13 protein-coding genes are annotated in these 12,504 nt (G+C 63.0%); 5 read left to right on the top strand and 8 right to left on the bottom strand.

Annotated elements, in window-relative coordinates; genetic code table 11:
• Positions 1–97 precede the first annotated feature (97 nt).
• The gene (locus FJ970_RS08385) at positions 98–1,312 is read right to left on the bottom strand and encodes an MFS transporter (RefSeq protein WP_140756434.1); all 1,215 of its coding nucleotides are present in this window, start codon (positions 1,310–1,312) and stop codon (positions 98–100) included.
• 181 nt (positions 1,313–1,493) lie between these two features.
• Here FJ970_RS08385 and FJ970_RS08380 point away from each other — a divergent pair, with 181 nt between their 5' ends.
• Entirely contained in the window at positions 1,494–2,465 is a 972-nt protein-coding gene (locus FJ970_RS08380) for an AraC family transcriptional regulator (protein ID WP_140756435.1), read from the top strand.
• Positions 2,466–2,581: 116 nt separating this feature from the next.
• The gene (locus FJ970_RS08375; protein ID WP_140756437.1) at positions 2,582–3,013 is read left to right on the top strand and encodes a DUF4437 domain-containing protein; all 432 of its coding nucleotides are present in this window, start codon (positions 2,582–2,584) and stop codon (positions 3,011–3,013) included.
• 7 nt (positions 3,014–3,020) lie between these two features.
• Here the strand turns inward: FJ970_RS08375 and FJ970_RS08370 are convergent, their stop codons facing one another.
• The 7 genes from FJ970_RS08370 to FJ970_RS08340 form a co-directional block, all read right to left on the bottom strand.
• Positions 3,021–4,124 carry an ABC transporter ATP-binding protein gene (locus FJ970_RS08370; RefSeq protein ID WP_140756439.1) on the bottom strand — a complete coding sequence of 368 codons (1,104 nt, stop codon included), beginning with the start codon at positions 4,122–4,124 and terminating at the stop codon, positions 3,021–3,023.
• Complete coding sequence (locus FJ970_RS08365; protein ID WP_140756441.1) at positions 4,124–5,227, bottom strand: ABC transporter ATP-binding protein; 1,104 nt, start codon at positions 5,225–5,227, stop codon at positions 4,124–4,126. Before FJ970_RS08365 ends, FJ970_RS08370 begins: the two co-directional genes overlap by 1 nt.
• On the bottom strand, positions 5,224–5,445 hold the full coding sequence (locus FJ970_RS08360; RefSeq protein ID WP_140756443.1) for a hypothetical protein: 222 nt from the start codon (positions 5,443–5,445) through the stop codon (positions 5,224–5,226). Before FJ970_RS08360 ends, FJ970_RS08365 begins: the two co-directional genes overlap by 4 nt.
• The gene (locus FJ970_RS08355) at positions 5,442–6,398 is read right to left on the bottom strand and encodes a carbohydrate ABC transporter permease (protein ID WP_140756445.1); all 957 of its coding nucleotides are present in this window, start codon (positions 6,396–6,398) and stop codon (positions 5,442–5,444) included. Before FJ970_RS08355 ends, FJ970_RS08360 begins: the two co-directional genes overlap by 4 nt.
• A gap of 1 nt (position 6,399) precedes the next feature.
• On the bottom strand, positions 6,400–7,305 hold the full coding sequence (locus tag FJ970_RS08350) for a carbohydrate ABC transporter permease (protein ID WP_140756447.1): 906 nt from the start codon (positions 7,303–7,305) through the stop codon (positions 6,400–6,402).
• A gap of 65 nt (positions 7,306–7,370) precedes the next feature.
• The gene (locus FJ970_RS08345; RefSeq protein ID WP_140756449.1) at positions 7,371–8,687 is read right to left on the bottom strand and encodes an ABC transporter substrate-binding protein; all 1,317 of its coding nucleotides are present in this window, start codon (positions 8,685–8,687) and stop codon (positions 7,371–7,373) included.
• 365 nt (positions 8,688–9,052) lie between these two features.
• Entirely contained in the window at positions 9,053–9,730 is a 678-nt protein-coding gene (locus FJ970_RS08340; protein WP_140756451.1) for a TetR/AcrR family transcriptional regulator, read from the bottom strand.
• Between the two features lie 98 nt (positions 9,731–9,828).
• Here FJ970_RS08340 and FJ970_RS08335 point away from each other — a divergent pair, with 98 nt between their 5' ends.
• The 3 genes from FJ970_RS08335 to FJ970_RS08325 are packed head-to-tail and all read left to right on the top strand — an operon-like array spanning position 9,829 to position 12,318.
• Complete coding sequence (locus FJ970_RS08335; RefSeq protein ID WP_140756453.1) at positions 9,829–11,025, top strand: Tm-1-like ATP-binding domain-containing protein; 1,197 nt, start codon at positions 9,829–9,831, stop codon at positions 11,023–11,025.
• 9 nt (positions 11,026–11,034) lie between these two features.
• Positions 11,035–11,898, top strand: coding sequence for a phosphoenolpyruvate hydrolase family protein (locus FJ970_RS08330; protein WP_140756455.1), 864 nt, complete (start codon positions 11,035–11,037; stop codon positions 11,896–11,898).
• A 3-nt stretch (positions 11,899–11,901) separates the two neighbouring features.
• Positions 11,902–12,318, top strand: coding sequence for a cupin domain-containing protein (locus FJ970_RS08325; protein ID WP_140756457.1), 417 nt, complete (start codon positions 11,902–11,904; stop codon positions 12,316–12,318).
• The last annotated feature ends 186 nt before the right edge of the window (positions 12,319–12,504 follow it).

Genomic DNA, 12,504 nt, shown 5'->3' with positions numbered 1-12,504 from the left:
GACCCCGTCGACCACTATTCGTTCAACGCGGCCTCAAAATAACGACGGCCCGAAAACCGCAGTGGTTCTCGGGCCGTTGCGTGGCTGTTGGGAGAGGCTATTCGGCCTGCTTCGGGCCGCGCAGGAACACCACGATCGCTGCCAGCAACGTCGCCGCGCCGCAATAGGCAAAGGCGCTGGCGACGCCGGCATGGTCGACCAGCAGGCCGCCGAAGACGGCGCCCATGGCAATCGCGACCTGGAAGGTCGCCACCATCAGTCCGCCGGCGCTTTCAGCCTGGTCGGGCGCTGCCCGCACCAGCCAGCTCTGCAGCCCGACCGGCACCGCGCCGAAGGCAAAGCCCCAGGCCGCGACGGCGGCGGCGGCGATCATGGGCGAAGCGCCAAGGATCAGCATCGAGGCGGCCGCCAATGCAATCAGCAAGGGCGCCAGTGCCACCGCGGCCTTGAGGTTGCGCTCAGCCAGGATGCCGCCGGCGATGTTGCCGAAGAAACCGCCTATGCCGTAGGCCAGCAGCACCAGCGAGATCGTCTCGATGTCGAGCACCGGCACCTTCTCGAGGAAGGGACGGACATAGGTGAAGCCGGCAAAGTGCCCGGAGGCGACCAGCAGCACGACCAGCAAGGCAACCCTGATCGACGGTCGCTCCAGCACTTCGAGCAAGGTGCGGAAGCTCGCGACGCCCACCGGCGGCAGCTTCGGAATGGTGGCCAATTGCACCAGCAGCGCCAGCGCCCCGACGATGGTCGCGATCATGAATGCCGTGCGCCAGCCCCAGACGTCGCCGACATAGGCGCCGACAGGAGCCGCGGTGACGGTGGCCAGCGACACGCCGGTGAGGATGATCGACATGGCGCGGGGCATCAGCCGCATCGGAACCAGCCGCAGCGCCATGGCCGCCGACATCGCCCAGAAGCCGCCGAGGGCCACGCCGAGCACGACACGGGCAAGCAGAAGCATGGGCAGCGACGAGGCAAAGGTGGCAAGAAGGTTGGACAGGATGAGGAACACCGTCAGCATCCACATCACCAGCCTGCGGTCCATGCGCCTTGTGATGATGGCCATGGTGGGAGCGGCGATGGCGCCGACGATGGCGGTTGCCGTCACCGCCTGCCCGGCCACGCCTTCGCTTACGCCGAGATCGCGCGCCATCGGCGTCAAAAGGCTGGCGGGCAGGAATTCGGCGGTGACCAGACCGAATACGCCAAGGGCGAGCGAGACCACGGCGCCCCATGCCGGCTCCGTTCGCTCTTCCTGATCTGCGGGGTTCAATAGGGCAGCGTCGATGACGCCCGTCGCGGGTTCGGCCATGGTCAGTCTCCGATCTGTTTGCGGCGCCACATAGAAAATGACCGGCCCGGGCTCCACCCGTTACATGCCTTGCCGTCATGGCTTGGCTATGCGGCCAGTCGTCGGTTTGTTTGCAGCGCAGCATTGGCTGCAATGCAACATGGGAGTGACGAGCTGGAGTTTCCATGCTAGAAACACCAGAATGAATTACAATTCGTCCAAAATGACACAGCCGACTTCTGGCGATCCGCTGACCGACATGCTGCGCGGGTTACGGCTCGACGGCGTCGACTATGGCCGCTGCGTGCTGGGCGAGCCCTGGGCCGTTTCCTTTCCCGCACAGAAGGCGGCGCGGTTTCATTTCATCGGCCAGCAGGGTTGCTGGCTGTTCTCGCCGGCCAAGGAGTGGATCGAACTCTCCGTGGGTGACGCGCTTCTGATCCCGCGCGGCGACGAGCATGTCCTGGCCAGCGCGCCCGGCGTGCCCCCGGTGCCGATCGGCCGCTACACGATCGAACCGGTGTGCGAGAATATCTACGACGTCTCCAACGAGTGTGGCGGCCCCAAGACCTTGCTGTTTTGCGGCAGCATGCATTTCAATCTCGATGGTTCGCACCCGCTGCTCGACATGATGCCCAACCTGATGCAGGCGCATAAGCTGATGGCGAACGCGCCGGGTATCCAGCATCTGCTCGACGCGATGGCCGGCGAGGTGACGATGGACCGGGTCGGCTCCGGCGGGATTCTTGCCCGCCTTGCCGATGTGCTCGCCGCCACGATCATCCGCTCCTGGGTGGAGAACGGCTGTGGCGATGCGACCGGCTGGATCGCCGCCGTCCGCAATCCCGACGTCGGCAAGGTGCTGGCAACCATCCACCTGCAGCCGGATCGCGATTGGAGCGTCGAGGCGCTGGCGCGGACGATGGGAGCCTCGCGCTCCGCCTTTGCCCAGCGCTTCGCCACGGTGGTCGGAGAGACACCGGCCAAATATGTGCTGCGCGTGCGCATGCACCAGGCTAGGCAATGGTTGGCCCGGGATGGCATGAGGGTATCGGTGGCGGCGGCGAAACTGGGCTATGATTCGGAAGCATCCTTCAGCCGCGCCTTCAAGCGGGTGATGGGTGTGGCGCCGAGCCATCTGCGCCACATTGGTGCCGGCGACGAGCCGTCCTGACGTCAGGCAGCCAAATCGCTCCAATCCTTCGCGGCTGGAGGAATTGCCAAGTCTTTTGGACGCAGCGTCATTGCCGGCCGGCTTCCGGCGGATAGTCTGGCCGTGGAGGAAATCCCATGGCCAATCATTTCGCACCGCTCGCGCTTGCCGCCCTGTCGGTCGTTCCCGGACGCGCCTTTGCCCTCGAGGACAGCTATCTACCGGCAGGCAAGATCCCTTACGTCGCCGAGGCTCCTGACCAGCCGCAGCGCCTCGGACCGTTGTGGGGCGAAAGGTCCAAGGGCCCTGCCGGAACATTGCTGAAAGTTCCGGGCAACTGGCGCGCTCCTATTCACGCGCACACCGCCGACTATCGTGCCGCGGTCATCCAGGGTCTTTGGGCGCATTGGCAGATGGAAGGCGGTGAAGCAACCAAGGTCGAACTGCCACCTGGATCCTACTGGACCCAGAAGGCCAATGAGATGCATGACGACGCCTGCCTCTCGCAGACGGAATGCGTGATCCTGTTGATCAACGACACGCCATACGAGACCTATCTGCCGAAATAGCCGCGCCCTATGACGCGTGGCGCAAGCTGACACCACTGCCCTTGTCGAACAGCACCACCTTGTCGGGGTTCCAGGCAAAGCGCACCGGTTGCTCGATCGCGACATCGGTCCTGGCCGGCACCGTGGCGCGCAACAAGGTGTCGCCGACGCGGAGCGTCAGGATCTTCTCCACGCCATGGTTCTCGACATCATGGACGCGTGCCTCGACCGGTGCGCCGCTCTCCAGATAGACGTCCTCCGGACGGATGCCGAAGACCAGCGGGCGACCGTCAGTCGTCGCACGCGCCCCTGCCCCCGCAAAAGTCTTGGCCGCCCCCGCAAAGGGCAGTTCGAAATTCAATGGCGCCATCACCGCGCGGCCGTTCACCAGCCTGCCGTCGATGAGGTTCATCGGCGGCGAGCCGACGAAGCTCGCTACATAGGTGTCGCGCGGATTGTTGTAGATCTCGTGCGGCGTGCCGGTCTGGATGATGCGGCCGTGGTTGAGCACGCCGACCTTGTCGCCCATCGACATTGCCTCGATCTGGTCGTGAGTGACGAACAGGAAGGTGGCGCCGAGCTGTATCTGCAGGTTCTTCAACTCGGTACGCAGCGCCTCGCGCAATTTGGCGTCGAGCGCCGACAGCGGCTCGTCCATCAGGAACACGCGCGGCTTGCGCACGATGGCGCGGCCGATGGAGACGCGCTGCATCTCGCCGCCGGACAGCCGGTCGGTCTTGCGGTCGAGCAGGTGGTCGATCCGCAGCGTGCGGGCGGCGCGGTCGACGCGGTCCTTGATCTCGGCGTCCGGCAGCCTGCGGATCTTCGGCTTCAGCGGAAATTCGAGATTCTCGCGCACCGTGTAGCGCGGGTAGAGCGAGTATTGCTGCAGCACCAGCGCCACGTCGCGCTCGGCCGCGCCCCAGTCGGCGACATCGGTGCCGTTGATGAACACTTGGCCTTCCGTCGGCTTTTCGAGACCGGCGATCAGCCTCAGTGTCGTCGTCTTGCCGGCGCCAGTCTCGCCGAGCAGCACGAAGAACTCGCCATCGGCGATGTCGAGGTCGAGGTCGATCAGCGCGGTGTGGCTGCCAAACTTCTTGGTGATGTTCTTCAGTTCGATATGGGCCATTACAGCCTCACCCCCAGCGACTTGCCGCTTGCCGTGTCGAAGAAATGCGCCTGCTCCGGATCGATGCGGACATGGACCTTCTCGCCGGGACCCGAAACGTAGCCGGCCTTGGTGCGCGCGCGCAGCATCTCGGAGCCGACCTTGAGGTCGACGACGTCGAACGATCCCAGCGGCTCGATGATGTTCGCCTCGACCGGCATGTAGCCTGGCGCTGCATCGCGCCGGACGAGCACGCCCTCCGGGCGGATGCCGAGCGTCAAGCCACCGTTGGAATGCCCGTTGAGCTTGGACAGGAGCTGGCGCGGGAACTCAAAGCCCGCCGGCGCGCCGCCGACCGTGACGGCGGCGGCACTGGCATGTTCGGTGACGCTGGCCTCGGCGATGTTCATCACCGGGCTGCCGACGAATTGCGCCACGAACAGGTTCGCCGGGTGCGAATAGACATCGTCCGGCGTACCGACTTGCTGGATGAAACCCTCATGCATGATGACGATCCGGTCGGCCAGGCTCATTGCCTCGATCTGGTCGTGGGTGACGTAGATCGTGGTCGACCCCTGTTTGACGTGCAGGCGCTTGATCTCGGCGCGCATCTCTTCGCGCAGCTTGGCGTCCAGCGCGCCGATCGGCTCGTCCATCAGCATTGCCTTCGGGCGCCGCACCAGCGCTCGGCCGATCGCCACGCGCTGCATGTCGCCGCCGGAGAGCGCAGAAGGCCTCTTGTCGAGCAGGTCGGTGATGCGCAGGACCCGGGCGACCTCGCGCACAGACTTGTCGACCTCGCCGCTGCTCATGCGCGTGGCGCGCAGCGGAAAGGCGATGTTCTCGAACACTGTCATGTGCGGGTAGAGCGAGAAGGACTGGAACACCATGGCGATGTCGCGGTCGGCGGCCTTGAGGTGCTGCACCGCCTTGCCGTCGATCAGGATGTCGCCCTGATCGATCGTCTCCAGCCCCGCTATCGCGCGCAGCGTCGTGGTCTTGCCGCAGCCAGACTGGCCGAGCAGCACGATAAACTCGTTGTCGGCGATGGCGAGGTTCAAGTTGTGGATGACCTGGACGGCACCGAAGAATTTCTCGATGCCACGAAGTTCGATCTGCGTCACTGCCGGGCTCCCTCATACGTCGCGGCGCCGGTTTCCTCGCCGCGCTCCGGCGCAATCTTCGATGTGATGTTGAAGCCGATCAGTCCGGCCAGAATGATCGTCACGCCGTAGGAATGCAGGTTGAGGCTCCATGGCTGGCAGAGCGCAACGATGCCCAGAACCATGAGGATCTGCGATGCCGGCAACAGGTACTTCTCGTTGATGGCGCGAAAACTCATTTGCGGATCGCTCCGAACGTCACGCCGCGAAGCAGATGGTTGCGCAGCAGGAAGGTGAAGATCGCGACCGGCAGCAGGAACAGGAAAGTGCCCGCCGCGATCGTGGTCCAGTCCGGCAGCCCGGAGCCGATCTGCGATGGGATGAAGGGCGGGGCCGTCTGTGCGCGGCGATTGGTCATGATCAGCGCGAAAGCGTATTCGTTCCAAGCGGTGATGAAGCAGAACACGGCGGTGGCGGCGATGCCGGTTGCCGCTTCCGGCAGCACGATCTTGAAGAAGGCCTGCATGCGGGTGTAGCCGTCTACCAGCGCCGCCTCCTCATACTCCTTCGGGATCTCGTCCATGAAGCCCTTCATCAGCCAGACCGAGAAGGACAGGTTGAAGGCGACGTAGAGGATGATCAGGCCGATATGCGAGTCGTTGAGGCCGACCACCCGGTACATCAGGAACATAGGGATGGCGACCACCACCGGCGGCAGCATGCGTGTCGACAGAATAAAGAAGAGCAGGTCCGCCTCGCCGGCGATCTTGAAGCGCGAGAAGCCGTAGGCGGTGAAGGTTCCCATGCCCACCGCAAGCACGGTGCTGATGACCGCCACGATCAGGCTGTTCATGAACCGGTCGGGATATTGCGAAAGCTGTACGTCCTTGCCGACCTTCAGCACCCTCTCGCCGCCATCATAGATGCGCTTTTCCCACCAGGGCGCGGCCTCGTAGACTTGCGGGTCAACGGCTTTCTGCATCTGCACGCGCTTGGTGAAGAGCCTGATGAACGGCGTCACCTCAGGCTCGAACAGCACGGTAGGCGGCACGCTGACGGCCAACTCCTTCGGCTTGAACGCCGTCGAGGCGATCCAGTAGATCGGCGCCAGGAACATCAGCGTGGCGATCAGCACCGCGGCGATGGCGATGCGGTTGAACGCGATCTCGGAAGAAGTGCGGACGGCGGCCATGTCAGCGCTCCTTCACCTTGTTGAGGTACTTCACGTAGAGGTTGGTGATGGCCAGCACCATGATCAGCACGATGTAGGCCAGCGCGCAGGACTTGCCTGTGTCCCATTGCTGGAAGGCCTGCTTGTAGAGCCGGATTGCAATTAGCTCAGCTGTCGGCTGGGTCGTCATCGTGTAGGCGATGTCGAAGGTCTTGAAGGCTTCCATGGTGCGGAAGATCAGCGCGATCAAAAGGATCGGCGAGACCAGCGGCAAGGTGATGCGGGTGAAAGTGTACCACCAACTGGCGCGGTCGATCGCGGCGGCCTCGTAGAGGTGCTGCGGCACGGCCGAAAGGCCGGCGAGCGACAGCAGCATGACGAAGGGGGACCACATCCAGATGTCGGTGATCGCGACCGCGTAGAGCGCGCTGTCGGGATTGGAGAGCCAGGCGAAGTCGCCCAGACCGAAGACATAGTTGATCGGACCCCAGGACGGGCTATAGAGCAGCTGCCAGAACAGCCCGACGACCGCCGCCGACATCATCATCGGCAACAGCAAGAGCGTGGTGATCAGGCCCTTCATCGGAAAGCTGCGGTTGAGCAGAAGCGCAAGGCCGAACCCGACGATCATCTGTCCGGCCACCGAAACGATCACGTATTTCGCCGTGATGACGAAGTTCGACCAGATATGGTCGTCGCTGAGCAGCTCGCGATAATTCTGCAAGCCGACGAACTGCCAGGGCTCGCTGCGGTTCGCGGCGAAGTTGGTGAATGAATAGCCGAGCGAATAGATCAGCGGAAAGATGTTGAAGACGATCAGAAAGACCAGTGTCGGGATGATGAACAGGTTGCGGATGGTCAGATCGGACCAGCCGCGGGCAGCGGCCCTGGACGCAGGGTCAAGATTGGTGAGGGCTACTGAAGCCAACGGTTGTCTCCTGAAAACAGGAATGCCGGAGGGGAAACCCTCCTCCGGCATTCTGACTGTGATGCTTACTTGTAGCGGTTGTACTTGGTGAACGTCGCCTTCCAGTCGGCGGTGGTCTTGTCGAGCGCCTCCTGGGCGGTGCCCTTGCCGCCAACCACGAACGGATAGATGTTCTGATTCAGCTGATCGAGCACTTCGGCGTATTCAGGCGTCGCCCAGAAGTCCTTGACCATGAACATTGTGTCGTAGAACGCCTTGTTGTAGGGGGTGGCATTCTGGAAGGCTTCCGACTTCAGCACGGCCTGGCTGCAGGTGTAGCCGCCGAGCTCGGCCCACTTCTTCTGGGTCTCGTCCTTGATGAACCATTCAAGGAACTTCATCGCCTCGTCCTTGTTCTTCGAATACGAGATAACCGAAACACCCTGGCCGCCGAGAGCGGCGAAGCGCTTGCCGTCCGGGCCGGCAGGGTTGGCGAAGAAGCCGGTGACGTCGGCATAGGGGTTGGTGGCCTTGTTCACCAGCGGCGGGAAGAAGGCAAAGAAGTTCATGCTCATCGCGGCGAGGCCGCCGGTGATCGCCTGGTTGTCTTCCACGAAGAAAGTCTTGCCCCAGCCGGGAGGCGTGAACTTGTAGAGTTCCTTGTACATGTCGAGGCCGGCGGCAGCCTCTTTGGAATTGGTGATGCCGTCGACCTTGTAGGTTGCGTAGTCGCCGAGATCGCCGCCATAGCTGAAGATGGCGCTTTCGACGCCCATCGCCATCGCGTCATAGGAATTGTCGGTATAGATGGCGACGCCGTAGCGCTTCTGGTCGGGACGATAGAAGAACTCGGCGATGTCGCGCAGTTGCGCATAGGTCTTCGGAATATCGAGGTCGTAACCGTATTTCGCCTTGAAGGCTTCCTTCTCCTTCGGGTCCTCGAACCAGTCCTTGCGATAGGACCAGCCGATCGCATCGCCTTCCAGCGGAATCGCCCAGTACTTGCCGGACCCGCCAGGGTATTCGGCATAGTATTTGATGGTCGCGGGCGCCATCACGTCCTTGAGCTTGTGCTTGTTGAAGAAGTCGGTGAGGTCGACATAGTGGCCCTGCGTCGAACCGGCGCCGAGCCATTGCGAGTCGCCGACCACCAGGTCGTAGGCATCGCCATGCGCGTTGAATTCGGTAAAGGCCTTGGTCTGGAAGTCAGGCCACGGCGTGGTCTGTACCGTGACCTTTACGCCGGTCTCGGCCGTATAGTCGTTGACGAGTTCCTGCAGATAGTTAGCCGGATCCCATTCCGCCCAGAAGATGGTGAGTTCCTTGTCCTGCGCGTGGACGGACGTTCCGTAGGCAAGCGTCAGGCCGATACCAGCGAGCACGCTGGTCACTAACTTGCGCATAATGATTTCCTCCCTTGTGCGCGTTCTACCCTGTCATGCGAGGCGGCGACGGAGCCGGCCCTGGTAGTTCCTCCCGTAATCGAACCTTTTCCGGTTCCGAGCCTCCTCGCCCTGCCGGAAAACGTATCTCAGCCCTCCATTTCCGATCCGCTTTTCTTCCCATCTGGTATTACCAATTATGAATGCCCGTCAAGCCCTTTCTTGAGCCATGATGCCGGCCAAAGCCATCGAGTTCCAGATTTATCCAACTGTTTTCTCTATATTTTCCTACTCATTGATACGTCTTGACCTCATGCGGACTTTTGCACCATGGGCATTGTCAGTCGTCGGCATGCAAATCTGGTAGAACCAGATAAGCGCTATTTCTATCTCGTCGCCAGCTTCATCCCAGCCGTATCGACGGTCGACTCCGTGATCGCCGCGCGCACCAACGCACTCGCTGCCCATTGCGCGACCGACATCATCCGGCGGCTGTCCAGCCCCCATATATCCTTGAGCACGATCAGCACCTCCACACCGAAGATCAGCGACAGCGCCTGCGCCAGCCGCTTGAAGTCGCGCGGCGGCAAGCGGCCCTTGAGCGGCGCGAGCGCCTCCTTCAGCAATTCGACGCGATGGCCGCGCGTGAAGGCAGGCTCGCCGCCCAGCGTACCCGCCTGGCGTCGCGCCCATTGATCGAGCGACAGCTTCAACGCTGCCTTGAATGTCGCCTCGAAGGCCTCGATGCGCGGCATGGCCGTATCAAACAGTTCGGCCACGCGGCGCTCGGCATCGGCGGCGGTCGATTTCCAGGTGAGGATCGGTCCGAGCCCCTCGTCGACGACCGCCTGCACCAGGGCTGCCTGGCTCGGAAAATAGCGATAGGCGGTGGCGCGGGACACTTGCGCCGCCTCCGCGACCTCGCTGACCGACGGCGTGACACCCGCCTGCATCAGCCTTGTCGCCGTCTCCAGCATCAGCCGTCTCGTACGCGCGCGAGGTCCGCGCTCGGCTCTCTCACCGGTGTCTTCGATCGCCGCAACTTGTTGACGTGAGACATCCATACCAATACGATACGCGCGTCTCAAAAAATTGCAATGGGCCTCCGCTAGGCCTGGCGATGAGACACTCGCATCGCAGCCGCCAGTATTGGGGACCCTTGATGAAGCGCGTCTATGTGGTGGGCACGGCTGACACGAAGGGCGAGGAACTCGGCTTCCTGGCCGATGCCATCGCCGCGACAGGCGCCGTCGTTTGCCGTGTCGATGTCGGAACGCGCGAGGCGACAATATCTCTCGACATTGCTGCCAAGGATGTCGCCGCGCATCATCCCGGCGGCAGCACCGCCGTACTCGGCGGCAATGACCGTGGCGCGGCGGTCGCCGCCATGGGCGTCGCCTTTACCCGTTTCATCCAATCGCGAAATGATATTGCCGGCGTGGTCGGCATTGGCGGCGGGGGCGGCACCTCGATCATCACCGCGGGCATGCGCGTACTGCCGCTCGGCCTGCCCAAGATCATGGTCTCGACGCTGGCCTCCGGCGACACCGCTCCCTATGTCGATGTATCCGACATCATCATGATGCCATCGGTGACCGACATGGCCGGCCTCAACCGGCTGTCTCGTGTCGTGCTGCACAACGCTGCCCAGGCGATAGCGGGCATGGCAGGCAATCCGGCGCCGGCAGCGGACGGCAAGGCGTCGATCGGCCTCACCATGTTCGGCGTCACCACGCCTTGCGTGACCGCAATTGCCGATCAATTGCGCGACATCTACGACTGCATGGTCTTCCATGCCACCGGCACCGGCGGCCGCAGCATGGAGAAATTGGCCGACAGCGGCCTGCTCTCTGGCATCCTCGACATCACCACGACTGAGGTCTGCGACCTCCTGTGCGGCGGCGTGTTGCCGGCGACGCAGGATCGTTTCGGTGCCATCGCCCGCACCAAGCTGCCCTACGTCGGCTCGGTCGGCGCACTTGACATGGTCAACTTCTGGGCACCATCGACCATTCCGGAGCGCTATCGCGGCAGGCTGTTCTATGAGCACAACCCGAACGTCACGCTGATGCGCACGAGCGCGCAGGAATGCCGCGCGATCGGCGAATGGATCGGCACCAGGCTCGCCAATTGCGAAGGTCCGGTGCATTTCCTGATCCCGGAAAAAGGCGTTTCCGCACTCGACATCGAAGGCGGCGCCTTCTTCGATCCGGAAGCCGACGCCGTCCTGTTCGATGCCATCGAGCACACCATCAAGCCGAATGGCAAACGCCGCATCACCCGCCTGCCACTGCACATCAACGATCCGGAATTCGCCATGGCCGCGGTCGCGGCCTTCCTCGATATCGCCAGTCAGTGAGACCCAGACATGCCAGCCATTCCGCGCAAGGACATATTGAAGAAATTCCGGGGAATGATCGACAAGGGCGTGCCGATCGTCGGCGGCGGCGCCGGCACCGGCCTGTCGGCCAAGGCCGAGGAAGCCGGTGGCATCGACCTCATCATCATCTACAATTCCGGCCGCTACCGCATGGCCGGGCGCGGCTCGGCAGCCGGCCTGCTCGCCTATGGCAATGCCAACGAGATCGTCAAGGAGATGGCCTATGAGGTCTTGCCGGTGGTCAGACACACCCCCGTGCTGGCCGGCGTCAACGGCACCGATCCCTTCGTCATCATGCGGCTGCTGCTGGCGGAACTTAAGACGATGGGCTTTTCCGGCGTGCAGAATTTTCCGACCATCGGCCTGTTCGACGGCCAGATGCGGCAGAGCTTCGAGGAGACCGGCATGGGCTTCGGCCTCGAGGTCGACATGATCGCCGAGGCGCACAAGCTCGACCTCTTGACCACGCCCTATGTCTTCAACCCCGAAGAAGCGCGCGCCATGACCAAAGCCGGAGCCGATATCGTCGTCGCCCATATGGGCGTGACGACCGGCGGCTCGATCGGCGCCACGTCGGCCAAGTCGCTCGACGACTGCGTCGTTGCCATCGACGCCATCGCCGAGGCGGCGCGCTCGGTGCGCAAGGACGTCATCCTGCTTTGCCATGGCGGCCCGATCTCGATGCCCGACGATGCGCGCTACATCCTCTCCCATGCCAAGGGCCTGCACGGCTTCTATGGCGCGAGCTCGATGGAACGGCTGCCCGCGGAAGCCGCGATCGCCAGGCAGACGGCGGATTTCAAGGCGGTGACGCTCGGCGGTGAGAAGACCGCCAAGAAAACGAAGGGATGAGAGATGGCCGACAAGAGCAAGGTGTTTGTCTACCCGAAGGACGTCAGCGCCTTCGGTTTCGACTGGGGAAAACTATCTTTGACGGTGGCACCTGAAGTGAATGGCGCGATCCGCTTTTCCGGCGGCGTCGTCGACCTGCCCTCGGGCAAGGGCCATACCCGCCACAACCATCCGGGCGCCGAGGAAATCATCTTCGTCATCTCCGGCCATGGCGAACAGATGGTCGAGGACGAGAAGGGCAATCCGGTGGTCGAGAAAGTCGGTCCCGGCTGCACCATCTATGTGCCGGAAAGCCGGTTCCACTCGACACTCAACACTGGTGATCAGCCGATGCAGCTGTTCGTCGTTTATTCGCCGGCCGGGCCGGAGCTTGGGCTCCGGGAGCTGCCGGATTTCAGGCTGATCCCGGCGGGGCAGTGATGAGCTTGGTCGAGGCAGCGCCGCCCCTCATTTGTCCTGCCGGACATTTCTCCCCGTATAGAGACGGGGGAGAAAGACGCTACCACCGATGCTTTCGTCAATTTTCAACGGTGCAGGACGAGCGCCGAGGTTGCGACAGCTCCCTTCTCCCCGTCCCCATACGGGGAGAAGGTGGCGGCAGCCGGA

The organism is Mesorhizobium sp. B2-1-8, from assembly GCF_006442545.2.
Taxonomy (GTDB): Bacteria; Pseudomonadota; Alphaproteobacteria; order Rhizobiales; family Rhizobiaceae; genus Mesorhizobium.
The sequence above is the reverse complement of the archived record's forward strand: the minus strand, read 5'-3'. Positions and strand labels throughout refer to the sequence as shown.